The organism is Bacillus sp. AFS077874 (assembly GCF_002566505.1).
Classification (GTDB): domain Bacteria; phylum Bacillota; class Bacilli; order Bacillales; family Bacillaceae_G; genus Gottfriedia.
The window spans coordinates 1-24,593 of record NZ_NUYF01000027.1; the positions used below are offsets into that span (position 1 = coordinate 1).

Below are 24,593 nucleotides of genomic sequence, written 5' to 3' on the forward strand. Positions count from 1 at the left end.
GGGTACGAAGTACAACTCTACAAATCAGGTGATTATGGCAAAGAGGTCACACCCGTTCCCATACCGAACACGGCAGTTAAGCTCTTTTGCGTCGATGGTAGTTGGGGGTTTCCCCCTGTGAGAGTAGAACGTCGCCTGGTTTGGATTTTTTATGGATATAATTCCTTTCTCATTATCGCGGGGTGGAGCAGTCTGGTAGCTCGTCGGGCTCATAACCCGAAGGTCGCAGGTTCAAATCCTGTCCCCGCAACCAAAATGGTCCCGTGGTGTAGCGGTTAACATGCCTGCCTGTCACGCAGGAGATCGCCGGTTCGATCCCGGTCGGGACCGCCATACATACGATTCTTAAAACGAAACAAAAAATTGTTTCGTTTTTTTTATTATTTTTGAAATGAGTAATATAGAAAGAATATTACTTTTAACGATTATAACTGTTTAAAACAGAAGCCTCAGAAGCAAAGACTGCTCAACTTAACCTTAATTAGAAAACGTCGGATGTGAGGGAGATCACAAGGAGTCTATGCGACCAGAAGGCACGATTTACGGCTTGCAAAAAGCGGGATAAGTAACAAAAGAAACGAAAACAACCTAATATAAATTTCAATAATTTATTTAAACTATTCAAAAGAATATTACTGTTTGACATTCGCTTAATGTTTTGAAATGATATAATATGGCAAAGTTAGAAATAGACGAGTTAGAATTTTGGTGGTGAAGTAATTGGAAATTGTTTTACATACAAATACTGAGGAAGAAACTCAAGAAATTGCATTTTTTCTCGGACAACTAGTGCAACAAAAGGATGTAATATTATTAGAAGGAGACCTTGGTGCTGGAAAGACCACTTTTACAAAAGGATTTGCTAAAGGTCTTGATGTAAAAAGAACGGTTAATAGCCCAACTTTTAATATTATTAAAGAATATAAAGGTAGAATTCCTCTATATCATATGGATGTTTATCGTTTAGAAGGTAGTAGTGAAGATTTAGGCTTTGATGAGTATTTTATGGGTGAAGGTGTTTGTGTTGTAGAATGGGCTCATTTAATTTCAGATTACTTACCAAATGAATTCTTAAAAATCATAATAACTCATGAAGAAAATGGTAGAATGATTACTTTTATTCCAAGTGGATCTAGGTATGAATTTATTTGTAAGGAGTTAATAAACAATGACCGTTTTAGCAATTGATACGTCTACAAATGTTATGGGGATTAGTCTAATAAAAGATCAATCTGTTATTGGAGAAACGATAACATTTATTAATAAAAACCATTCTGTACGATTAATGCCAGCAATTAGTACTTTAATGGAAGAATGCAATATAAAACCAAAGGAACTATCTAAAATAGTAGTTGCAAAAGGTCCAGGCTCTTATACAGGCGTACGCATTGGGGTCACTGTGGCTAAATCATTAGCTTTCACTTTAAATATTCCAATTATCGGAGTATCAAGTTTGAAGGTATTGGCTGCAAACGGGCGATATTTTAGTGGATTAGTTTGCCCATTATTTGATGCAAGACGCAACTTATTATTTACTGGTCTTTATGATTTTAGAGGGCAGGTTACTAATGAGGTATTAGAAGACTGTAATATTGACCGAAGTATATGGATTGAAAAGCTTAAATCTTATAATGAACAAATCTTATTTATTGGTAATGATGTATCAATTCATAAAGAATTTATTATTGAGCATTTAAAAGATAAAGCTGTCTTTGCAAAAGAAAGTATGAATAACCAGAGACCAAGTGAACTGTTTACATGTAGCTTAGAAGAAAAAGAAGAATCAGTTCATAATTTTGCACCAGAATATTTAAGATTATCAGAAGCAGAAGCTAATTGGCTAGCAAGCCAAGAAAAGTAGGAGGATATTATGATCTCATCGGTTGCTTTTCGTAAAATGAAAGAAGAAGATTTAGATCAAATAGTAGAAATTGAAAAACAATCATTCCCTACACCATGGACATATGATGCTTTTTATAATGAGTTGTATTCAAATCAATTTGCCAATTATATAGTGGCTGAAGTTGATGAGAAAATAATAGGTTATTGTGGATTATGGGTGGTCATTGACGAGGGACATATTACAAATATAGCTATTTTGCCAGATTATAGGGGAGTAGGCCTTGGCGAAAAGTTACTTCGTGCGGTAATGGAAACTGCTAAAAATCTTGGAGCTGATACATTAACATTAGAAGTTAGGGTATCGAATCATGTAGCAATGGGTCTATATCGAAAGCTGGGATTCCAAGATGGTGGTATTCGAAAAAGCTATTATACAGATAATTTTGAGGATGCATTAGTTATGTGGGTGAATTTGAAATGATAAATGAAAATTGTTTAATTCTTGCTATAGAGACAAGCTGTGATGAAACCTCAGCAGCAGTTGTTAAAAACGGAAATGAAATTTTAAGTAATGTAGTAGCTACTCAGATAGATATCCACAAACGTTTTGGTGGAGTTGTACCTGAAGTTGCATCACGATTACATGTTGAGCAAATAACTTTAGTAATCGAAGAAGCAATGAAGCAGGCACAGGTAGAATATGAAGATCTAGCTGCCGTTGCAGTTACAGAAGGTCCAGGACTGGTTGGAGCGTTACTAATTGGGGTAAATGCGGCAAAAGCAATTGCATTTGCACATGGATTACCGCTTATAGGAGTACACCACATTGCGGGTCATATTTATGCTAATCAACTTGTACAGCCCCTGCAATATCCACTATTAGCATTAGTAGTTTCTGGTGGACATACGGAGCTTGTCTACATGAAGGAAGATGGCATTTTTGAGGTAATAGGTGAAACAAGGGATGATGCAGCAGGAGAAGCTTATGATAAGGTCGCTAGAACACTTAAATTACCTTATCCAGGTGGTCCTCACATTGATCGTCTATCACAAGAAGGAAATGCAACTATTCCTTTTCCTAGAGCTTGGTTAGAAGAGGGTAGCTATGATTTTAGTTTTAGTGGATTAAAGTCAGCAGTTATTAATTATATGCATAATGCTGAGCAAAGAGGCGAGGAAGTATCACCTGCGGATGTCGCAGCAAGCTTCCAAGAAAGTGTAATTGAAGTAATTGTTTCTAAAACAATTCAAGCTGCAAAAGAATATAATGTAAAACAAGTTTTATTAGCCGGAGGAGTGGCAGCTAATAAAGGGTTGAGAGCTACATTACAAGAAGAGATGAATGCTTTGAGTAATATAGAATTAGTTATACCACCACTATCACTTTGTACAGATAATGCTGCGATGATTGGTGCTGCTGCATTTATCCGTTTAAAACAAGGAAAACTAGGTAATTTGGCATTAAACGGGAATCCAGGTTTGGATTTAGAGAATATGTAAGAAGTACTTATTCACAATTTTTTAATAAAATGTGGATAAGTACTTTTTATTTGTTAAAAACTTATTAAACTATGTGTACAAAATTGTGTATAACATTACTGTTTTTCTGTGGATAATGTGTATAAACCTGTGTAAAAGCTAAATGATGATTGAATATATGTGGATAAATATGTAGATAAGAAAAACGGATAGCAAAAAGCTTATCCGTTTAGTCATTAATCTTGTAAGTTCTCCCATTCTTCCATTAGGTCTATTAACTTAGCTTCGATCTCATTTTTCTTATTTGTTAATTCTTGTACTAATTGAAAATCACCATAAACTTCTGGCTTACATAATTCTAGTTCGATCGTCTCTATATCAAGCTCAAATTGAGATATATTACTTTCAATTTCCTCTATACGACGCTGAGCTTGACGGAGTTTTTTCTTCAATTCTTTGTCTTGTTGATAATCAGAAATTGGTTGAGAGGATTGTTTAACTTGTGCTAATGTAGCCTCTTTTTCTGCTTGTTCTTTTTCAAATGCTTCGTTTTTCTTAAATTGGTAATAGTCATAATCACCCAAATAAATTGATAATCCTGCTTTTGCTAGTTCAAAAGTTTTTGTGGATAATCTGTTCATAAAGTAACGATCATGAGAAACAAATAAAATCGTTCCAGGGTAGTCTAATAAAGCATTTTCTAACACTTCTTTACTATCTAAATCTAGGTGGTTAGTAGGCTCATCAAGAATTAGGAAATTAGCTTTTTTCATCATAAGCTTAGCTAAAGCTAATCTTGCCTTTTCTCCACCACTTAAAGAGGTAACAATTTTTGTCACGTCATCTCCAGAAAATAAAAAGTTCCCTAATATTGTTCGAATTTCTTGTTCGGGCTTTAATGGATAATCATCCCAAAGTTCGTCTAATACTCTTTTATTAGAAGTTAGTTTTGCTTGCTCTTGATCATAATAACCAACTGAAACATTTGCGCCAAATTCAATCGTTCCTTGTAATTTTTCTAAATCACCAATAATCGTTTTAAGTAATGTCGATTTACCAACACCATTTGGACCGACTAATGCGACACTATCGCCTCGATTCAGTACGAATCTCATCGGCTGATCAATTGTTGGGATCCGATCATAGCCAATATATAAATCTTGTACAGACAACACATCATTACCGCTTTGTTTTTCAATTGAAAATGAAAAATTAGCCGAAGATTCGTCTCCAAGTGGCCTGTCTAATCGAACCATACGATCTAATTGTTTCCTACGACTTTGAGCTCTTTTGGTAGTTGAAGCACGCGCAATATTACGCTGTACAAAATCTTCAAGTTTAGAGATTTCCTCTTGTTGCTTTTCGAACTGTTTTAACTCTTGTTCATATTGAGCTGCTTTTAGATCAAGGTACTTACTATAATTGCCAACAAATCGTTGATGCTTATGATTAGATATTTCATAAACAATATTAACAACTTGATCAAGGAAATATCGATCGTGGGAAACGATTAATACTGCACCAGGATATGACTGTAAGTAGCGCTCTAACCAACTTAGAGTGTCGATATCTAAATGGTTCGTAGGCTCATCCAGGATTAACAAATCAGGCTTTGTCAATAATAGCTTACCTAATGCCAGTCTTGTCTTTTGTCCACCGCTTAATGAGGAAATTTTTGTTTCGTAATCTTCATTACTAAAACCTAAACCACTAATTATTGAACGAATATCTGCTTCAAACTGGTAACCACCGTTTTCTTTGAATGTATATTGAAGATGATCATATTCATTCATGACCTTGTCATAAACGGCTTGATTAGAATAGACATCTTCCCTAGTCATTTTAACTTCTAATTTTCTCATATTGTCCTGCATCTCTACTAAATGATTAAATACAGAATAATATTCTTCCCAAATCGTTTTATCGCTTTGTAAACCAGAGTTTTGGGCTAGGTAGCCTACAGTAACGTCTTTAGGTTTATTTATTTCACCGCCATCATAGGATATTTCGCCTGCTATGATTTTCAATAATGTAGATTTTCCCGCACCATTACGTCCAACAATGGCAACGCGATCACTCGTTTGAACTTCTAATTTTATATTTGAAAGTATAATGTCACTACCAAAATACTTTGAGACATTATTTACTTGTAAAAGAATCATGGATAACACCTCATTGCAAAATTTTTTATGTATGTAACTGTAGACTGTCAAAATTCTTAAATATAGTGTATATTTTACATTAGAACAAGTACTTTATTACTAAAATAAAGTCAAATTACACACCATAGTAAAAAGAATTACAGTAAGTGGGGGATTAAAAAATGGATTCGGAACAAATTAAAATTCCACAAGCTACTGCTAAACGTCTACCTTTATATTACCGTTTTATAAAGAATTTGTCTTTATCAGGTAAACAAAGAGTTTCTTCAGCAGAGTTAAGTGAAGCAGTAAAGGTAGATTCCGCTACAATCAGAAGAGATTTTTCATATTTTGGAGCACTTGGTAAAAAAGGTTATGGCTATAACGTAAATTATTTATTAACTTTTTTCTCGAAAGCGCTTAACCAGCATGAAGTTATGAAAGTTGCATTAATTGGTGTTGGTAATTTAGGAACAGCATTCTTACACTATAATTTTATAAAAAATAATAATACAAAAATTGAGATGGCATTTGATATTGATCCAAATAAAATTGGTACTGAAATAGGTGGAGTACCCGTTTATAATCTAGATAATCTAGAGGAAGTTATGAATGAAGATATTCAAATCGTTATTTTAACTGTTCCTGCACCTGTAGCACAATCAATAGCTGATCGATTAAATGGAAAAAATATTAGAGGAATCTTAAATTTCACACCTGCACGAATTAGTGTACCAGAACATATTCGCATTCATCATATAGACTTAGCAGTTGAACTGCAAACATTGGCATATTTTTTACAACAATAAATTCATATCAAAATAAAAACCCCCAAAAAATTTGGGGGTTTTTGGTTTTAATGTAAATTGATCTGCTGAAAAACGACAAAAGAGTTCATTAACATATGTGTTAAGATTGGTACCATAATTGAGTTTGTTCGTTTATATAGATAACAAAATACAAAACCGATTAAAAAGTATGATAAAAAGAAGGGCAAGTCTCCGTGCATAAGCGAAAAGATCGCTGAACTAATTCCAGCAGAAATTATAAATGGTAATCGGTTATAAAGCCTTTTAAAAATGATTCGACGAAAAATAATCTCTTCTAAAATCGGCGCAACTAAACTTGGGATGATAATAAAAGCCGGGTTAAGCTTAGCGATGTTTATGATATTTTGAGTATTTTCTGAGCCCTTATGTAAATCAAATACATAAATTAAAATTAAATTACAAACAATTTGAGTTAGCATTGTTATGAAGTAACCTAAAATAACCCAATTTATTATTGTACGAAAATTAGACTTTAAATTCTTTATTCCTTCATAAATGGGCTTATGTAATAAGATAAGTATAATAATTAATCCACTAACGAAACTAATACAACCCCATAATGCCACCGCTTCAAGAGAAGCTGTTTTCTGATCCACTCCAACGTATAGGTTACTATTTAATAAATAGGGCACCCCAAATACCGCTGAATATTGAAGAACGACATACGTTAATAAAATCCATAAATCTCTAGTTTTCAATACGATAGCTCCTTTGTGTTGATATTTTTCAGAACCCAAAGGTTTATAACAACACGTACATTATTTTACTCGTTTCTTTAGTTTCTTAAAAGAAATTTTCACTTTTTATTTTACTTTTGATTGTTCAGAAAAAAACTTATTAAATTTCGACAAGAAAAGTGCCTGCTTCGGGCTTGCAAAATTTTTTGATATTATTTAAACTAATAATTGTGTTAGCACTCAATATACATGAGTGCTAAAAAATAATGATTTGATTATTGAGGAGGTATTTACACATGTTAAAGCCATTAGGTGATCGTGTTGTAATTGAGCTTGTTGAGTCTGAAGAAAAAACTGCTAGTGGTATCGTGTTACCAGGTAGTGCACAAGAAAAGCCACAAGAAGGCAAAGTTGTTGCAGTAGGTACTGGCCGAGTACTTGAAAATGGTGAGCGCGTAGCTTTAGAAGTATCTGTAGGTGACCGCATTATCTTCTCTAAATATTCAGGAACAGAAGTTAAGTACGGTGGTACTGAATACTTAGTACTTCGCGAAAACGATATACTTGCAATCATAGGTTAATAAAATAAAATACTTAAATTAAAAAATATAATTTTTATATTATAAGGAGGTCATTTTCATGGCAAAGGACATTAGATTTGGTGAAGAAGCACGTCGTGCAATGTTACGTGGTGTAGACGCTTTAGCTGATGCTGTAAAAGTAACTTTAGGACCAAAAGGACGTAATGTAGTTCTTGAGAAAAAATTCGGTTCTCCATTAATTACAAATGATGGTGTTACGATCGCAAAAGAAATCGAATTAGAAGATGCATTTGAAAATATGGGTGCAAAATTAGTTGCAGAAGTTGCTAGCAAAACAAATGATGTTGCTGGGGACGGTACAACAACTGCGACAGTTTTAGCGCAAGCAATGATTCGTGAGGGTCTTAAAAACGTAACTGCTGGTGCAAATCCAATGGGTATCCGTAAAGGGATCGAAAAAGCAGTTGCTGTAGCAATCGAAGAATTAAAAACAATCTCAAAACCAATTGAAGGTAAAGAGTCAATCGCACAAGTTGCTGCAATTTCTTCAGCGGATCCAGAAGTTGGACAATTAATCGCTGAAGCAATGGAGCGCGTTGGTAACGATGGAGTTATTACTCTTGAAGAATCAAAAGGTTTCACAACTGAGTTAGAAGTAGTAGAAGGTATGCAATTTGACCGTGGATACTCTTCTCCTTACATGGTTACAAATTCAGAGAAAATGGTTGCTGAATTAGAAAATCCATATATTTTAATCACAGATAAAAAAGTAACAAACATTCAAGAAATCTTACCAGTACTTGAGCAAGTTGTTCAACAAGGTAAGCCACTATTAATCATTGCTGAGGATGTTGAAGGTGAAGCACAAGCAACGATCATCGTAAATAAATTACGTGGTACGTTCAATGCTGTTACTGTTAAAGCTCCTGGCTTCGGTGACCGTCGTAAAGCAATGTTAGAAGATATCGCGATCTTAACTGGCGGTGAAGTGATTACAGAAGAATTAGGATTAGATCTTAAAACAACTAACATCACTCAATTAGGTCGTGCTTCAAAAGTTGTAGTAACAAAAGAAAATACTACAATCGTTGAAGGTGCTGGTGAAACTGAAGCAATCCAAAGACGTATCGGCGTAATCCGTGCTCAATTAGAAGAAACTACTTCTGAATTTGATCGCGAAAAATTACAAGAGCGTTTAGCTAAATTAGCTGGTGGTGTAGCAGTAATCAAAGTTGGTGCTGCAACTGAAACTGAATTAAAAGAGCGTAAATTACGTATTGAAGATGCATTAAACTCTACACGTGCTGCAGTTGAAGAAGGTATTGTAGCTGGTGGTGGTACTGCATTAATGAGCGTATTTAATAAAGTAGCTGCAATCGAAGCAGAAGGTGACGTAGCAACAGGTATCAACATCGTATTACGTGCACTTGAAGCTCCAGTTCGTCAAATCGCTACAAATGCTGGTCTAGAAGGATCAGTAATTATTGAGAAATTAAAAAGTGCGGAAGTTGGCGTTGGTTTCAATGCAGCTAACGGACAATGGGTAAACATGATTGAAGAAGGGATCGTTGACCCAACTAAAGTTACACGTTCTGCACTTCAAAACGCAGCATCTGTTTCTGCTATGTTCTTAACAACTGAAGCAGTAGTAGCTGACATTCCTGAGAAAAATGCTCCAGCAATGCCTGATATGGGCATGGGCGGCATGGGCGGCATGATGTAATAAAGAAAAAACCCTTGAGCAATCAAGGGTTTTTTTACGTCTATAAATAATCGTAATGGATATGATCCCCTATAGGTAGACAGGAAAAAAAGAGAACATGATATGATGTTCCTAACTGTTTATCTATGAGGGGATTTTTTTTGACAAAGAAAGGGCAATCTCTTTTAAAAATAAAAATATAAAATTTAAATCTTTTAAAATCAAACCGTTTTTCATTATTGTTCGTTACTTATTAAAAGGAATCATGTAAATAATGGGGAGGCTTGCCTTTTTTATGCAAAAAATGAGTGACGCAGAATTGATGCAACTAATAAAAGAAAAACATCGGCCTGCATTAGAAGAATTATATGATCGTTATATTAAAGTTGTATACTCGTTTAGTTTAAAATCAACGAAAAATCCTGAGAAAGCAAAGGGAATCGTCCAAGCTGTATTTATGAGAATTTGGACCACGAAGAATGCTTATGATTCGGAAAAAGGTCAATTTATAAATTGGCTACTTACAATTACTAGAAATATCACTATCGATCATCATCGTAAGGAGAAAAAGGAACAAGCCTTAATTGCAATTGGACAGGAACAATTGGAGCAAATACCGGAATACCCTTCCAATAATCCCGCCGAAATAGTGTGTAAGAAGTTGCTTAGAGAACAAATACAGCATGCTTATCAATACCTTTCAAATAGCCAAATCGAGCTAATTCAGTGGCTATATTGGGAAGGATATACACTTCGTGAAATAGCTGAGATGAAGCAAGAACCTATTGGTACAATAAAAAGTCGTTTACATCAAACACTAAAAGTTTTAAGAAATAGGATGGAACCAGAGTTAGGGGGAATGAAAAAATGACTAATAATAAAGGTTGTTCATTTTCCGAAGAAATAGTCTCAAATATGCTCGGAGAAGTTACAGAAGAAGAAAAGATTTTATTTGAAGAACATATTTTAAATTGTGTATTTTGTCGTTTGGAAGTCCAAGAGATGGAGGAGGCATGGAATGTGATTCCTTTAAGTTTGGATGATGTAGAAGTTCCCACAGATTTAAAGGAAGAAGTAATGAATTATATTTTTCCATCTGATCATTCTATTGTTAAAAATCCAATAGTACATTTTCGCAAATTTTTATACGTTTTGGCAGCTGCTATAATACTAGTTTCTTTTGTTGGCTTAATATGGAATAATCTTTACCTTAAACAAGAACTAGCTCAAGTAAGTAAAAAGACAATCTCACCAACAGCCGTTGAACAAGTATATTCATTAAAATCAACAAATCCAGGAGTAAATTTAGCAAATGGAAATGCATGGGTTTACAATCAAGGTGATCGAAAACAGATTGTTTTCAAACTACGAGGGCTTGCGACTACAAAAGGTACTGAGGCTTATCAAGCGTGGCTAATCCATGATGGAAAGCGAAGAAGTGCGGGAACTTTTCATGTTGATAAAAATGGTAATGGTTTTCTTACTTACGTTTTAAATGAAAAAGAGCAGCCTTTTGAAGCAATCGGTATTTCGCTCGAACCAGATGCAAATAGTATCCAGCCACGTGGAAAAAAAGTTTTAGGAACATAAAGTAAATTGCCCATGATTCAGTTTAAAGAACCATGGGCTAAAGTCTTACTATTTTTTAATACTATTTGTTGGTGAAGTTATTAACCATCCAACAGGAGCTCCTCCAATTGCGTGAATCAAAGTTCGATCTTCAATCACAGCCGGTTCAGAATTCCTCGCAATACTTCCGTCTTGTTTTACATTATAATATATGCTTCTATCATTAACATCCTTATCTTTAAAGCTAAACATTACTGGATTATTAAATTTAACAATAATTTCATTTGTATTTGAATCTACCACTCTAAATGCAAAATTCATAATCACTTTTTCACCTTCTGGGGCATTTGTTTGGAAGGTATTATTATTCCCTTCTAGTATTTGAAAAACAACGTCATTATTAAACGTGCCCTTAGGAATATCAATTTTTATTCCACTATGACTAATTTTTGCAGCATCACCTGCTTCAATTTTCTTTTCAGCAATTACTTTTGGAAATCCAAATTGGGTAAAATCAGTCGCAGCAAATGCCGCTGCACTAAATAATAGTATTGAAAATAACGACATAGTTGCTACAAAGGCAAAACGAATTTTTCTCATTAACATACATCTCCTTTTAAATTTTAAGTTTCATTAAAGGTAACGGATTAAATGCTAGTAGGGTTTGAAGGAAAATGTAATTTTTATAAAGGTAATGGATAATCTTATTTTAAAAACTAATCAAAACCTGGTCTTGTGAATTATGTAAGTAATTAATAGCCAAAGTCGATAATGAGAATAACTAAATTAATCCTTATAAACTGGTAATAGATTGTAGAAATTGGATTAAATAAGGCTTAGGCTTTATTGACTAGATATCGTTTAAATATGTATAGTAAATTTGATAAAAGCAGAAAAACTATGTAGCATATTTACAATTATATTTTAAGGATGATTTAGATGAATTTTGGTTTATATAGAGGATGCCTTTTTGGTCTTTTATTTTCTATACCATTTTGGTTGGTCATATTATGGCTTATATTTAGATAGAACATAAAAAACCCCTTCATGTAAGTAAAAAGCTACTAATACTTTCTACATTAAAGGGGGGGAGATCATTACTCTAAAAAAGTTGTTTTTTAAACAATAAAGTCATGGAATATTGGTTCAATTAATTCTCCGCTATTTAATTGACCTCTATTTTTTATCACACATCGAACTAGCGGGTCTACATAAATATAATTTTTGTCTTCTCCTGTTTTTATATGCTTAGTTAGACTAAAGAAAGCTGTTTTTTGGCCGGTATTCATTCCGAACTCTACTATTCCTACATTTACATACTCACCATTTTTTAATTCCGAGATTAATAATCCCATTCCTTGTTTTTTATAGCCTGTTATATAGTAATTACTATATCTCCAGTTAATAATTTTTAACCAATTTAGTGATCGATGTGCTGGTATATAAGTAGAATCTTTTGATTTAGCTACTATACCTTCAAGTCCAAGAGTTTTAATTTGCTCAAAAAACATCTCACCTTCCGACTCGATATAAAAACTTTTTTTAATTGATTCTTGATCAACTATAGTTTCTGAAAGGATTTTTTTTCGGTAAGATAAAGGTTCTTTCATTAAGTTCTTATTTTTAAGGCGTAAAATATCAAAAACGATATATGTTAATGGAAATTGTTTGCTTCCTTGTATTATTTTGTATTCTTGAATAAAACTTACTCGATTGGTTGCCGCTTCAAAATCCTCTCTGCCGTCATTATAACAAACTAAAACACCGTCTAAGTAACAATCATCTAAGTCGATATTTTCGAGTTCAGGGATCCTCTCCGTAATCTCGGTACCATTTCGATTAAAAAGTTTATTCTTTCCATTTTGCCTTTCAAGCATCATTCGAACACCATTTGATTTCAATTCAAAATAATGTTGATCAGAGTCAAATGGTTTATCAGCATTTTGTAATAGCATTGGCTCAATAAACATTTTTCATTTCGCTATCATGATTGTTGCTTTTCAACATAATCAAGATTCCTTTCTTTTTCATTTGATATATATAAATAACATAAAATTTTTGTTTTCTTATATAGCAATAATTCACTCTATTTTTAGTCTTCCACTAGTTAATGTACTTTTATTTCAAATGTATTTCAAGTCATAACTCGTCTAATTTCACAATAAGATTAATTATCTTCTTATGAAAAGTGGTGTTATGAAATGGGGAGGAAAAATAATTTCAAAATTACGGAACCGATGTTGAACGAGTACTATGATTTGAGTCAAAAAAAGAAAGATATTGAAAATCAGCTAGAAGAATTACAAAAGATTTTTCATGGATACTTTGATCATCAAGTTGGAATGAATGAAAAAGGTGAACTAATTATTAATAATTTAAAACTTGAACGAATCATAAGAAAAAAAGAGAAATTTAATGAGGAGAAGACAATTCATAAATTAGAAGAACTAAACCTGTCTGATTTAATACAAATAGTAAGAAAACCAGATGGAGATAAAATCAAGTCTGCTATTAATTTGGGATTGTTAAAAGAGAAGGATTTGGATGGATGTATATCTGTTAATTCATCACAAGCAATTTATGTTAAACCGCTAAAAAAGTAATTAGGTTTAGATAAAAGGAACTTCCTAGAGAGAGTATCTAATACTCTCTTTTTTATATGTAACGAATTTTATCTTTCAGAATACTGTATTAGTATACATGTCCAAGTATTAGAAAGAGGTTTTTTTGGACATGCCAATATTGAAAAGGAGTGCTAATTTTGGCAACTTGGAGAAATGATTTTATTTCGATGAACAAGTATACGAGGCCGTCAATAAAATTGAAAGAAGTTAGAAAAATTGTGCTACATTGGACAGCAAATCCAGGGGCAAGTGCACAGAGTCACCAAAGGTATTTTAACGGTATAGCGATAAAAAATAAAACATATGCATCTGCTCATATTTTTGTTGATTCGAAAGAGGCAATCTGTATTATTCCGCTTGATGAAGTAGCTTATCATGCAAATGATCATTATGAAAGAAATAGTAATGGTGGTGTATATAGAGGGGTGGATGAACTCGCTCCGAACGCAAATAAGCTTTCAATCGGTGTTGAAATGTGTGTAGAAAAGGATGGTACGATATCACAATATACATTAACACGTAGTATTAGAGTAATTGCTGAATTGTGTAAGATGTTTACATTAAATGCAAATGACATTGTTAGACATTATGACATAACACATAAGCCATGTCCAAAAACCTTCATAGACAACCCCAATCGATTTAACGAGTTTAAAGCACAAGTTGATGCGATCTTAAATCCCCCGAAAACCCAAACAGACTCAGTTCCATACCCTGGTATTTTAAAAGAAGGATCAAGAGGTGAATCTGTCAAAAAAGTTCAACAAAAACTTAAAATAACGGCAGATGGAATTTTTGGACCGGTTACTGAAAATGCAGTTAAAAAATTTCAAGCTAGTAATGGACTAGTTGTCGATGGAATTGTTGGAAAAAACACTTGGAGCAAGCTGTTTTAAAAGACAAGATCACGTAATTCCTAAAGAAAAAACCCCTATTTCTGTTTCAAATAGGGATTTTTTTAATGAGGGGAGATGATTTTTAAACCAATAACAGATCCAATTACTAATGTGATAAATAATAGTCTCTTCCATTCACGTGATTCATTAAAGAACAACATGCCAATTAAAACAGAACCAGCGGCACCTATACCAGTCCAGATTGTATAACCTGTTCCGACGGGTATAACCTTTAAGGCCTTTGATAATAAGTAAAAACTAGTCCATCCAGATAGAATACACAAAATGGAGTAGTTAAGTTTTTTAAAATTATTAGATAGCTTCATAAAAATGACAAAGCCAACTTCACCCAAACCTGCAATAAATAAAAATAACCAAGCCACTTTAAGCTGTATCTCCCTTTTCTGCTTTTTTATCACCTGAAGTTAATTTTAAGCCAATAATTCCAGATAATAATGTAATTACCAGAATAACTTTTACTATAGATGCTGATTCATTTAAATATAACATTCCTATAATAACTGTCCCAGCGGCACCGATTCCTGTAAAAACTGCGTAGGCAGTACCTATTGGAATATCTCTTATTGCTTTTGAAAATAAATAAAAGCTGAACAAGATTCCAGCTATCGTTAAAATTGTTGGTAACAAATTTGTAAAACCTTCTGAGTATTTTAGTCCAAATGCCCAAGCAATTTCGGAAACTCCCGCTATAACTAAGTAAATCCAACTCATAAAAAATCTCCCCTTTATAGCAGACTAAATAAATGATTTTGTTTCGGTAAACTACCTACCGTTCGTTAGTTAAAAGATACACTATAATCTTATTCATGACAAGTTGTAACGTTTCCACAAAAATTTATTTTTTTTATGTATTGAAATACCTTGACCGAAAAAATATACATTGTTAGAATGAGACAATAATACAATATTCGTCATTATTCTTCATATATCCTCGACAATACGGGTCGAGAGTCTCTACCGGGGCGCCGTAACATGCCCTGACTATGAAGGCAGTCTGACTTTGTTTAATTTAAGTCTGATTTTCTGCCTTCTTATGCGTATTTTTCGTATGTAAAAAGAGGAGAAAGTCGGCTTTTTTTATTTTTTTTGGGAAAAATAGTATCAGTTTAACTGATACGTTAATTCAATATATATAGATGGGGTGACCGTTTTGCAACAACATGACACAATTGTAGTACTAGATTTTGGAAGTCAATATAACCAACTTATAGCACGCCGTATCCGTGAGTTTGGCGTTTATAGTGAATTACGTCCTCATACAATCACTGCAGAGGAAATTAAGCAAATGGGCGCTAAAGGGATCGTTTTCTCTGGCGGACCAAATAGCGTATATGGTGAAAATGCTTTTTTCTGTGATGAAGCAATTTTTGATTTAGAAATTCCAATCTTAGGTATTTGTTACGGAATGCAGTTAATGACGCAACATTTCGGTGGAACGGTAGCTAGAGCTGACCAACGTGAATACGGTAAAGCTGAATTAAATATTCAAAATCCGTCTGCTTTATTAAAAGACCTTCCTTCAGACCACGTAGTTTGGATGAGCCATGGTGATAAAGTAACTCAACAACCAGAAGGATTCGTTGTAGATGCAACTAGTGCTTCTTGCCCAATCGCAGCAATGAGTAACGAAGCTAAAAAAATGTATGGTGTACAATTCCACCCAGAAGTTCGTCATTCTGAATATGGAAATGATTTATTAAAGAATTTCGTATTCAATATTTGCGAATGTGAAGCAAACTGGTCAATGAAAAACTACATTGAAGTTCAACTTGAAAATATTCGTAATACTGTTGGTGACAAAAAAGTACTTTGTGCACTTAGTGGTGGTGTTGATTCTTCAGTAGTTGCAGTATTAATTCACAAAGCAATTGGTGATCAATTAACATGTATCTTCGTTGACCATGGTTTATTACGTAAAGATGAAGCTGAAGGCGTTATGAAGACATTTAGCGAAGGCTTCCACATGAACGTAATTAAAGTAGATGCTAGAGAGCGCTTCTTAGGTAAACTTGCTGGCGTTTCTGATCCAGAAGAAAAACGTAAAATTATCGGTAATGAATTCATCTATGTGTTTGATGATGAGGCAGCTAAATTAGAAGGTATGGATTTCTTAGCTCAAGGAACTCTATATACAGATATTATCGAGAGCGGTACGGCTACAGCTCAAACAATCAAATCACATCATAATGTTGGTGGATTACCTGAAGACATGCAATTCACGTTAATCGAGCCTTTAAATACTTTATTTAAAGACGAAGTACGTGCAGTTGGAACTGAACTTGGAATTCCAGATGCAATCGTTTGGAGACAACCATTCCCAGGACCAGGTCTAGGAATTCGCGTATTAGGTGAAATTACTGATCAAAAACTTGAAATCGTTCGTGAATCAGATGCAATTTTACGTGAAGAAATTGCTTTAGCTGGTTTAGATAAAGAAATTTGGCAATATTTCACAGTATTACCTGACATCCGTAGTGTTGGTGTAATGGGTGACGAACGTACGTATGATTACACTGTAGGTATTCGTGCAGTTACGTCTATCGATGGAATGACTGCTGACTGGGCACGTATTGATTGGGATGTACTACAAAAAATCTCAACTCGTATAGTAAATGAAGTTAAACACGTAAACCGTATAGTTTATGATGTAACTAGTAAGCCACCTGCAACAATTGAGTGGGAATAATAAGAAAAAGCCATAAACCCTTATTGGGTTCATGGCTTTTTTATTTTATCTTGAGATTTGACTGCAGCAATTAGCCGGACTTGTTATCGTATGCTGTGATAATTTTTGTTTATAATCGGTATTTTTAATTGGGCAAGGTTAGAAAAGTGTGTTGAGGAGTATTAGGGAGTAAGAGAGCAATTCAATTATTAATATAAATTTACTGAAGATAATCGTAATAATTATTAGTAATTGCATCGTTATTATATGGGTTATTAAAAGTCGAAAAGGAAACAAAATAAATATTATAAATAGTAAAACATGGCTAAATCTCTTCTTTAGTAAGTGATTATAGCTTTTTTTTTGTTGAAATTTGTCATTTATTGAACAATTTATAGTACAATAGTTATTAGAATTTACTGTTAATAAACGTTTTATTTGACTAAAATGTGTTTTTCCAAATGATGAAGTCTAATTGAACAACTAAAATATGGTAAAAACGAACGAAAACGATTGTTTTATAAAAAAACGTTCGTTTTTTTGTTGACACTAGTCAAAACTGATTGTAATATAAAGAGGTAAATTAAATAAATTATTTGTCATAACTTGTCGTATAGGCTAGTAAATATGGACTAGCGTCTCTACCCGCCACCGTAAAATGGCGGACTACGAAGTAATGATTTCTGAAAGTTATTAACCTACTATTTTGCTATTATTCTACTATTCTTGGGTTAATATGTTCAGAATGAAACTGCTCGTGATAGGCGCTTTTACCATTGTGTAAAAGTGCCTTTTCTATTTTAAACAATAGAGACCGACTTTTAAGACTAAAACTTAGGAGGATCACATGAAAGAACGTATCAGTAATTATTTTGAGTTCAACAAGTTAGGCACATCATATCGTCAAGAAACAATTGCTGGTTTAACTACATTCTTAGCAATGGCATATATTCTATTTGTAAATCCATCGATTTTATCATTATCAGATATAAAGGATTTCCCAGAAGCATTAAGAATGAATAAAGAGGCAATCTTTGTAGCTACATCTTTAGCTGCAGCATATGGATCGATTTTAATGGGTATTTATGCGAAATATCCAATTGCTTTAGCACCAGGTATGGGATTAAATGCATTCTTTGCTTTTAACGTAGTTCTTGGAATGGGTATTCCATGGCAAACGGCATTAGCTGGCGTATTCGTATCAGGTATCATTTTTATCATTCTTTCATTAACTGGTCTTCGTGAACAAATTATAAATGCAATTCCAATTGAATTAAAATTAGCAATTGGTAGCGGTATTGGATTCTTTATTACATTTGTTGGTTTAAAAAACTCAGGTATTATCGTAAGTAACCCTGCGACATTCGTATCACTTGGTAAATTAAATGAACCTGCTGTTTTATTAACGATTTTTGGTTTAGTAATTACTGTAGTTTTAATGGCTAGAAAAATAAAAGCTGGTGTATTTTTAGGAATGATCATCACTGCAATCGCAGGCATGATTTTTGGAATTATCGACTTGCCATCTTCAGTTGTTGGTCCAGTACCAAGTATTGCTCCAACATTCGGTCAAGCAATTAAACATATTCCAGATGTTTTCTCTTCAGGTAAAATGTTTGCTGTAGTATTAACTTTCTTTATTGTAGATTTCTTTGATGCAACTGGAACATTAGTAGCTGTAGCTAACCAAGCTGGATTATTAAAAGAAAACAAGCTTGAAAGAGCTGGTAAAGCATTAATGGTTGATGCAACTGCTGTAGTAGTTGGTTCAACTTTAGGTACAAGTACTACTACTTCTTATATTGAGTCAACTGCTGGTGTAGCTGCTGGTGGACGTACTGGATTCTCAGCAGTAGTAACAGGTATTCTATTCTTATTAGCATTATTCTTCGCACCACTTTTAGGAGTAGTAACTGCAGCGGTAACTTCACCTGCTTTAATTGTAGTCGGAGTATTAATGGTTTCATCAATTGGACAAATTGATTGGAAAAAGTTCGAAATTGCTGTTCCAGCATTCTTTACAATTATTGCAATGCCATTAACTTATAGTATTGCAACTGGTATTGCAGTTGGTTTCATTTTCTATCCGATTTCGATGATCGCTGCTGGAAAAGCGAAAAAAATCCATCCAGTAATGTACGTATTGTTTGTAGTCTTCCTATTATTCTTAGCGTATTTCAGAGAGTAGATCTAAAGTTAAAAAGAGTCTGTACAAAGAAAATTCTTTTATTGTACAGGCTTTTTCTTTTTTTTTATATTGTGTACTATAAAAGTAAAAAATTCTATAGGGGTAATATTGATGGATTTTCATGAACAAAAGATTCTACCAGCGGTTAGAAAAATAAAGGATATAGAAAAATTATTAACTACTTCGTATAAATATATTGTTATTCTTGATATTCATATCGGTCAATTGAAAAGTGTAGTTTCTCTGGCTAAGCAACATGGAAAGAAAGTATTTTTACATGTCGACCTTATACATGGTTTACAAAGTGATGGGCATGCAGTGGAATTTCTTTGTCAAGAATACAAGCCAGATGGATTACTTTCTACAAAATCCAATGTTATTTTAAAGGCTAAGCAAAAAGGGGTTATTGCCATCCAACGGATCTTTTTGATTGATTCCGGTGCAATGGAAAAAAGTTTTTTGTTATTAGAAAAAACAAAGCCCGATTACATTGAAGTGTTACCAGGAGCGCTTACGAATGTTATTGAAGAGGTAAAAGAAAGAACTGGTATACCTATTTTAGCTGGTGGATTTATAAGAAATGTTGAAGATGTGGATGCAGCTTTAAATGCTGGTGCTACTGCAATTACAACATCGGATAAAGACTTATGGAAAAAATTCCTAAAATAATGGCAGAAATGTGAAAATTATTGTTGACACCGCTTTCATTTGAGGTTAGCATAAAAGACAAGTTAATAAACGTGACGGAGAAATGAAGAGATCCACAATTAATTGTTTCTATTTATTAATAGAAGCTGATTGATTGTGGGTCTTTTTGTTTTTAGGCTCAGTTAATAATTGGTATGCACTAATATCATACTCATTGTCTCAATACTTCTTTTCTATATTAACAGAGTTATTATTAAAAAGAATGGCCATTCGATTTATTTTCGCTCACGAGAAAACTTAATCTTAAATTGAATGTGGATGGAGTGAAATTATGTCAGCATTTTTAGGGGAATTAATTGGAACTGCTTTGCTAATTGTTTTAGGTGGAGGAGTTTGTGCAGGTGTAAGTTTAAAAAAATCATTTGCTAAGGATTCAGGTTGGATTGTAATAACTCTAGGATGGGGTCTAGCAGTTGCAATATCTGTTTATGCAGTAGGAAGTATTAGTGGAGCGCATTTAAATCCAGCTGTTACTTTAGCATTAGCTTTTAAAGGCTCATTTCCATGGAGTCAAGTACCCGAATACATTGCAGCACAAATGATTGGTGCGATGATCGGAGCAACAATTGTTTATTTACATTACCTACCTCATTGGAAAGAAACAGAAGATGCAGGAACAAAATTAGGTGTATTTGCAACGGGTCCTGCTATACCTAATACATTTGCAAATCTTTTAAGTGAATTGATTGGAACGTTCATCTTAGTGTTTGGTATTTTAGCAATTGGTTCAAATAAATTTGCAGATGGTTTAAATCCTTTTATCGTAGGTTTCTTAATTGTTAGCATTGGTTTATCATTAGGCGGAACGACTGGTTATGCAATTAATCCAGCTCGTGACTTAGGACCTCGCATTGCACACTTTTTATTACCTATTACTGGTAAAGGGGGTTCAAATTGGAAATACGCATGGATTCCAGTTGTTGGGCCAGCATTAGGAGGATCACTTGCAGGATTATTCTATCAAATTATTTTTGAAGGTAAGCATAACTCTGCAATTATTTATGTAGGAATTGTAACAGTTGGTATTTTGATAGTTTCTTATTTAACAAGTAAAAAGAGTCAAAGTCATACAAATAATAGAAAAGTAGTAGCTTAATGAGGAGATGGGACGATTATGAATAAATACATTCTTTCTTTAGATCAAGGTACAACAAGTTCTCGTGCAATTCTATTTAATAAAAATGGCAAAATAGTCCATGTTGCACAAAAAGAATTTACACAGCATTTTCCAAAGCCAGGGTGGGTTGAGCATAATGCGCAAGAAATTTGGGGATCAATTTTAGCTGTCATTGCTACTTGTTTAAGTGAAGCAGATGTAAAACCTGAGCAAATTGCAGGTATAGGTATTACAAATCAACGCGAAACAACCGTTGTGTGGGACAAAACAACTGGAAAACCAATCTATAATGCAATCGTGTGGCAATCACGTCAAACGAGTGAGATATGTGATGATCTAAAAGAGAAAGGCTATGGAGAGGTTGTTCGTGAAAAAACAGGTCTTTTAATTGATGCCTATTTCTCTGGAACAAAAGTTAAGTGGATTCTAGATAATGTAGAAGGTGCAAGAGAGAAAGCAGAACGTGATGAATTATTATTTGGAACAATTGATACTTGGCTTGTTTGGAAATTATCTGGAGGCAATGTACATGTTACGGATTATTCAAATGCATCACGTACATTAATGTATAACATTCATGAATTAAGTTGGGATGATGAGCTACTTGAAATGCTAACGGTACCAAAAAGTATGCTTCCAGAAGTACGATCTTCTTCTGAAGTATATGGTCATACTGTTGATTACCATTTCTTTGGTCAAAATGTACCTATTGCAGGGATAGCTGGTGACCAACAAGCTGCGTTATTTGGTCAAGCTTGCTTTGGCGAAGGAATGGCGAAAAATACTTATGGTACTGGTTGCTTTATGTTAATGAATACTGGTGAAAAAGCGGTAAAATCTAATCATGGCTTATTAACAACAATTGCATGGGGCCTAAATGGAAAAGTTGAATATGCTTTAGAAGGAAGTATTTTCGTAGCAGGTTCCGCTATTCAATGGTTACGTGATGGAATGCGCATGTTTAAAGATGCTAGTAATAGTGAGGAATATGCTACTAGAGTTGAATCTACAGATGGAGTTTATATTGTACCCGCATTTGTTGGTCTAGGTACTCCTTACTGGGATAGTGAAGTACGGGGAGCGGTTTTTGGATTAACTCGTGGAACAACGAAGGAACATTTTATTCGTGCAACACTGGAAGCATTAGCTTATCAAACCAAAGATGTATTATGTGCAATGGAAGCTGATTCGGGTATTGAACTAAAAACTTTACGTGTGGACGGTGGAGCAGTTAAGAATAATTTCTTAATGCAATTCCAAAGTGATCTATTAGATGTCCCAGTTGAACGTCCTGAAGTAAATGAAACAACAGCTTTAGGTGCAGCTTATTTAGCAGGTCTAGCTGTTGGTTATTGGGAAAATCAAGAAACAATCTCAAAACAATGGAACATGGATAAGAGATTTAAACCAGAAATGCAAGATGATAAAAGAGAAGAACTATACAGTGGTTGGAAAAAAGCAATCGAAGCAACAAAAGCTTTCAAATAACATAGTATAGTGTTAAAATAGAAACAAGTTAATATTTCGGTAGGAGATTTAGAGAGACCACAACATGCTATAGAAGAATTTCTATAGTGATGTTTGTGGTCTCTTTTTTTCGTATTTAAGGAGGAAAAGCCATGAAATTTTCAGGTACATTACGAAAAGATGTCTTAAAAACAGTAAATAAAAGAAAATTAGATGTAATCGTTATCGGTGGAGGTATAACTGGAGCTGGTATTGCCTTAGATGCTAGTACACGTGGATTATCAACAATCGTATTTGAAATGCAAGACTTTGCAGCAGGTACATCTAGTCGTTCAACTAAGCTTGTACATGGCGGATTACGATACTTAAAACAATTAGAAGTAAAAATGGTAGCAGAAGTTGGGAAAGAACGTGCAATTGTTTACGAAAATGGTCCCCACGTAACAACTCCAGAATGGATGTTATTACCTTTCCATAAAGGTGGTACATTTGGTGCATTTAGTACATCAATAGGATTAAGGATTTATGATTTCCTAGCTGGTGTAAAAAGAAGTGAACGCAGAAAAATGTTTAATCGTGAACAAACGATCGAAAAAGAGCCACTTGTAAAACAAGAAGGGTTGAAAGGTGGCGGATACTATGTAGAGTACCGCACAGATGATGCTCGTCTAACAATTGAGGTAATGAAAGAAGCAATCGCTCATGGGGCTAAAGCAGTGAACTATGCTAAAGTAGATGGTTTCTTATATAAAGATGGTAAAGTATGCGGTGTAATTGTCCTTGATTTATTGGATGGTGAAGTGTATGAAGTATACGGTAAAAAAATTGTAAATGCAGCGGGACCATGGGTTGACTCACTACGTGAAATGGATCAATCAAAGAGAGGTAAGGTATTACAGCTATCCAAAGGTGTTCACTTAGTTATTGATCATAGCCGTTTCCCGCTCGGTCAAGCAATCTATTTTGATACGCCAGACGGACGTATGGTATTTGCGATTCCTCGAGATGGAAAGACATATGTTGGTACAACAGATACATTTTATAAAGAAGATGCTGCGAAACCACAAATGACTAATGAAGACTGTAACTATATTATCAATGCAATCAACTACATGTTTCCAACAATAAATATCTCGAAAAAGGATATAGAATCAAGTTGGGCAGGGGTACGTCCGTTAATATATGAAGAAGGGAAAAGTGCATCCGAAATTTCACGCAAAGATGAAATTTGGACTTCAAATTCTGGCTTAATAACAATTGCTGGTGGAAAGTTAACGGGGTATCGAAAAATGGCCGAAACGGTAATCGACTATGTAACTGGATTACTAAAAAAGGAAGGATACAATTCTAACTATATAAAAAGTAAGACAAAACATATGCCTATCTCTGGTGGACATGTAGGTGGAGCATCACAATTTTCTAAATATATTTCTGAAAAAACCAAAGAAGGAATCAAGTATGGTTTGTCAGAAAATCAAGCTGAACGTTTTACAAAATTTTATGGTTCCAATGTTGACACATTATTTCAGTTAGCAAGTCAATACAGAGTGGTGGCTAATCAATATAATTTACCTATAGATGTCTTCTTACCGCTTTTATATGCAATAGACTTTGAGATGGTTGTAAAACCAGTCGACTTTTTTATACGTCGTACTGGTGCATTGTTCTTCAATATTCATTGGGTATATGAATGGAAAGACTCAGTAATTGAATTTATGTCAATAAAGCTAGAGTGGAGTAAGGAACAAAAAGCAAAATACACTACAGAGTTAGATCAAGCATTAGTAGAAGCAGTAAAACCAATTGGAAAATTAAAGAAGAATGCAACGTTAGCATAAGAATCAAAGGATGCTTCATAAAGAAGCATCCTAGATATATTAAAGTAAATACAGTCACTATTGTTAATAAAGTGATCTGTTAAATGGAAGATTCTGAATAATAGTTCTTTTATTTTAGTATTGTAATTAATCTAAATAGCTGATATATTATTCTATGTTGTCCCAAACGAGGGAAAACAAACGAAATAAAAATCAAAAAACATTAAAAAAGTTGTTGACTAAAACAAGCTTTAAATGATATGATTTAAAAGTCGCTTCTGAAGCGATAAAGTGAACTTTGAAAACTA

23 protein-coding genes, 2 tRNA genes, 1 rRNA gene and 2 riboswitches are annotated in these 24,593 nt (G+C 33.9%); of the genes, 20 read left to right on the top strand and 6 right to left on the bottom strand.

Features of this window, described 5'->3' with window-relative positions:
• Window positions 1-24 precede the first annotated feature (24 nt).
• The 7 genes from rrf (at window position 25) to tsaD (ending at window position 3,342) form a co-directional block, all read left to right on the top strand.
• Window positions 25-140 (top strand): 5S ribosomal RNA (gene rrf / locus COJ46_RS19075).
• A gap of 36 nt (window positions 141-176) precedes the next feature.
• Window positions 177-253 (top strand) — tRNA-Met (locus tag COJ46_RS19080).
• A gap of 4 nt (window positions 254-257) precedes the next feature.
• Window positions 258-333 (top strand) — tRNA-Asp (locus tag COJ46_RS19085).
• 387 nt (window positions 334-720) lie between these two features.
• On the top strand, window positions 721-1,188 hold the full coding sequence (tsaE, locus tag COJ46_RS19090) for a tRNA (adenosine(37)-N6)-threonylcarbamoyltransferase complex ATPase subunit type 1 TsaE (RefSeq protein WP_056470004.1): 468 nt from the start codon (window positions 721-723) through the stop codon (window positions 1,186-1,188).
• Window positions 1,169-1,861, top strand: coding sequence for a tRNA (adenosine(37)-N6)-threonylcarbamoyltransferase complex dimerization subunit type 1 TsaB (gene tsaB / locus COJ46_RS19095; RefSeq protein ID WP_097978595.1), 693 nt, complete (start codon window positions 1,169-1,171; stop codon window positions 1,859-1,861). Before tsaE ends, tsaB begins: the two co-directional genes overlap by 20 nt.
• 9 nt (window positions 1,862-1,870) lie before the next feature.
• On the top strand, window positions 1,871-2,323 hold the full coding sequence (rimI, locus tag COJ46_RS19100) for a ribosomal protein S18-alanine N-acetyltransferase (RefSeq protein WP_097978594.1): 453 nt from the start codon (window positions 1,871-1,873) through the stop codon (window positions 2,321-2,323).
• Window positions 2,320-3,342, top strand: a complete 1,023-nt coding sequence (gene tsaD / locus COJ46_RS19105; RefSeq protein WP_420488158.1) for a tRNA (adenosine(37)-N6)-threonylcarbamoyltransferase complex transferase subunit TsaD — start codon at window positions 2,320-2,322, stop codon at window positions 3,340-3,342. Before rimI ends, tsaD begins: the two co-directional genes overlap by 4 nt.
• A gap of 215 nt (window positions 3,343-3,557) precedes the next feature.
• Here tsaD and COJ46_RS19110 read toward each other — a convergent pair whose 3' ends face one another.
• On the bottom strand, window positions 3,558-5,483 hold the full coding sequence (locus COJ46_RS19110; RefSeq protein ID WP_097978592.1) for an ABC-F family ATP-binding cassette domain-containing protein: 1,926 nt from the start codon (window positions 5,481-5,483) through the stop codon (window positions 3,558-3,560).
• Between the two features lie 161 nt (window positions 5,484-5,644).
• Here COJ46_RS19110 and COJ46_RS19115 point away from each other — a divergent pair, with 161 nt between their 5' ends.
• Window positions 5,645-6,271, top strand: coding sequence for a redox-sensing transcriptional repressor Rex (locus tag COJ46_RS19115; protein ID WP_025672092.1), 627 nt, complete (start codon window positions 5,645-5,647; stop codon window positions 6,269-6,271).
• Between the two features lie 47 nt (window positions 6,272-6,318).
• On the opposite strand, the gene COJ46_RS19120 is transcribed toward COJ46_RS19115, so the two are convergent.
• Window positions 6,319-6,990: a CPBP family intramembrane glutamic endopeptidase gene (locus COJ46_RS19120; protein WP_097978591.1), complete on the bottom strand. Its 672-nt coding sequence runs from the start codon at window positions 6,988-6,990 to the stop codon at window positions 6,319-6,321.
• Between the two features lie 275 nt (window positions 6,991-7,265).
• Here COJ46_RS19120 and groES point away from each other — a divergent pair, with 275 nt between their 5' ends.
• From groES to COJ46_RS19140, 4 genes are all read left to right on the top strand, one after another.
• A complete protein-coding gene (gene groES, locus COJ46_RS19125) occupies window positions 7,266-7,550 on the top strand; it encodes a co-chaperone GroES (RefSeq protein ID WP_025672094.1) in 285 nt (94 codons plus the stop codon).
• 58 nt (window positions 7,551-7,608) lie between these two features.
• Entirely contained in the window at window positions 7,609-9,234 is a 1,626-nt protein-coding gene (gene groL / locus COJ46_RS19130) for a chaperonin GroEL (protein ID WP_097978590.1), read from the top strand.
• A 274-nt stretch (window positions 9,235-9,508) separates the two neighbouring features.
• Window positions 9,509-10,084, top strand: a complete 576-nt coding sequence (locus COJ46_RS19135; protein ID WP_097978589.1) for an RNA polymerase sigma factor — start codon at window positions 9,509-9,511, stop codon at window positions 10,082-10,084.
• Window positions 10,081-10,803, top strand: coding sequence for an anti-sigma factor (locus tag COJ46_RS19140; RefSeq protein ID WP_097978588.1), 723 nt, complete (start codon window positions 10,081-10,083; stop codon window positions 10,801-10,803). The genes COJ46_RS19135 and COJ46_RS19140 overlap by 4 nt, the downstream gene beginning before the upstream one ends.
• A 48-nt stretch (window positions 10,804-10,851) precedes the next feature.
• On the opposite strand, the gene COJ46_RS19145 is transcribed toward COJ46_RS19140, so the two are convergent.
• A complete protein-coding gene (locus tag COJ46_RS19145) occupies window positions 10,852-11,382 on the bottom strand; it encodes a hypothetical protein (protein WP_097978587.1) in 531 nt (176 codons plus the stop codon).
• A 518-nt stretch (window positions 11,383-11,900) separates the two neighbouring features.
• Window positions 11,901-12,752 (bottom strand): ATP-dependent DNA ligase, encoded by an 852-nt coding sequence (locus COJ46_RS19150; RefSeq protein ID WP_097978586.1) that lies wholly within the window; start codon window positions 12,750-12,752, stop codon window positions 11,901-11,903.
• Window positions 12,753-12,983: 231 nt separating this feature from the next.
• On the opposite strand from COJ46_RS19150, the gene COJ46_RS19155 reads away from it, so the two are divergent.
• Together COJ46_RS19155 and COJ46_RS19160 are read left to right on the top strand one after the other, a co-directional pair.
• Complete coding sequence (locus tag COJ46_RS19155) at window positions 12,984-13,385, top strand: hypothetical protein (RefSeq protein WP_097978585.1); 402 nt, start codon at window positions 12,984-12,986, stop codon at window positions 13,383-13,385.
• A gap of 158 nt (window positions 13,386-13,543) precedes the next feature.
• On the top strand, window positions 13,544-14,302 hold the full coding sequence (locus tag COJ46_RS19160; protein ID WP_097978584.1) for a peptidoglycan recognition protein family protein: 759 nt from the start codon (window positions 13,544-13,546) through the stop codon (window positions 14,300-14,302).
• Window positions 14,303-14,364: 62 nt separating this feature from the next.
• On the opposite strand, the gene COJ46_RS19165 is transcribed toward COJ46_RS19160, so the two are convergent.
• Window positions 14,365-14,685 carry a DMT family transporter gene (locus COJ46_RS19165; protein WP_056470039.1) on the bottom strand — a complete coding sequence of 107 codons (321 nt, stop codon included), beginning with the start codon at window positions 14,683-14,685 and terminating at the stop codon, window positions 14,365-14,367.
• 1 nt (window position 14,686) lies between these two features.
• On the bottom strand, window positions 14,687-15,034 hold the full coding sequence (locus tag COJ46_RS19170) for a DMT family transporter (RefSeq protein ID WP_097978583.1): 348 nt from the start codon (window positions 15,032-15,034) through the stop codon (window positions 14,687-14,689).
• Window positions 15,035-15,224: 190 nt separating this feature from the next.
• A riboswitch (purine riboswitch) is annotated at window positions 15,225-15,327 on the top strand.
• A 146-nt stretch (window positions 15,328-15,473) separates the two neighbouring features.
• Between COJ46_RS19170 and guaA the strand changes: the two genes are divergently transcribed.
• The 6 genes from guaA (at window position 15,474) to COJ46_RS19200 (ending at window position 24,306) form a co-directional block, all read left to right on the top strand.
• A complete protein-coding gene (gene guaA / locus COJ46_RS19175) occupies window positions 15,474-17,009 on the top strand; it encodes a glutamine-hydrolyzing GMP synthase (protein WP_420488159.1) in 1,536 nt (511 codons plus the stop codon).
• A 568-nt stretch (window positions 17,010-17,577) separates the two neighbouring features.
• A riboswitch (purine riboswitch) is annotated at window positions 17,578-17,677 on the top strand.
• A gap of 170 nt (window positions 17,678-17,847) precedes the next feature.
• Window positions 17,848-19,176 carry an NCS2 family permease gene (locus COJ46_RS19180; protein ID WP_091024967.1) on the top strand — a complete coding sequence of 443 codons (1,329 nt, stop codon included), beginning with the start codon at window positions 17,848-17,850 and terminating at the stop codon, window positions 19,174-19,176.
• Between the two features lie 111 nt (window positions 19,177-19,287).
• A complete protein-coding gene (locus COJ46_RS19185; RefSeq protein ID WP_097978581.1) occupies window positions 19,288-19,845 on the top strand; it encodes a glycerol-3-phosphate responsive antiterminator in 558 nt (185 codons plus the stop codon).
• 310 nt (window positions 19,846-20,155) lie between these two features.
• Window positions 20,156-20,980 (top strand): MIP/aquaporin family protein, encoded by an 825-nt coding sequence (locus tag COJ46_RS19190; protein ID WP_097978580.1) that lies wholly within the window; start codon window positions 20,156-20,158, stop codon window positions 20,978-20,980.
• Window positions 20,981-20,998: 18 nt separating this feature from the next.
• The gene (gene glpK / locus COJ46_RS19195; protein ID WP_097978579.1) at window positions 20,999-22,489 is read left to right on the top strand and encodes a glycerol kinase GlpK; all 1,491 of its coding nucleotides are present in this window, start codon (window positions 20,999-21,001) and stop codon (window positions 22,487-22,489) included.
• Between the two features lie 131 nt (window positions 22,490-22,620).
• Entirely contained in the window at window positions 22,621-24,306 is a 1,686-nt protein-coding gene (locus COJ46_RS19200) for a glycerol-3-phosphate dehydrogenase/oxidase (RefSeq protein ID WP_097978578.1), read from the top strand.
• Window positions 24,307-24,593: the final 287 nt, after the last annotated feature.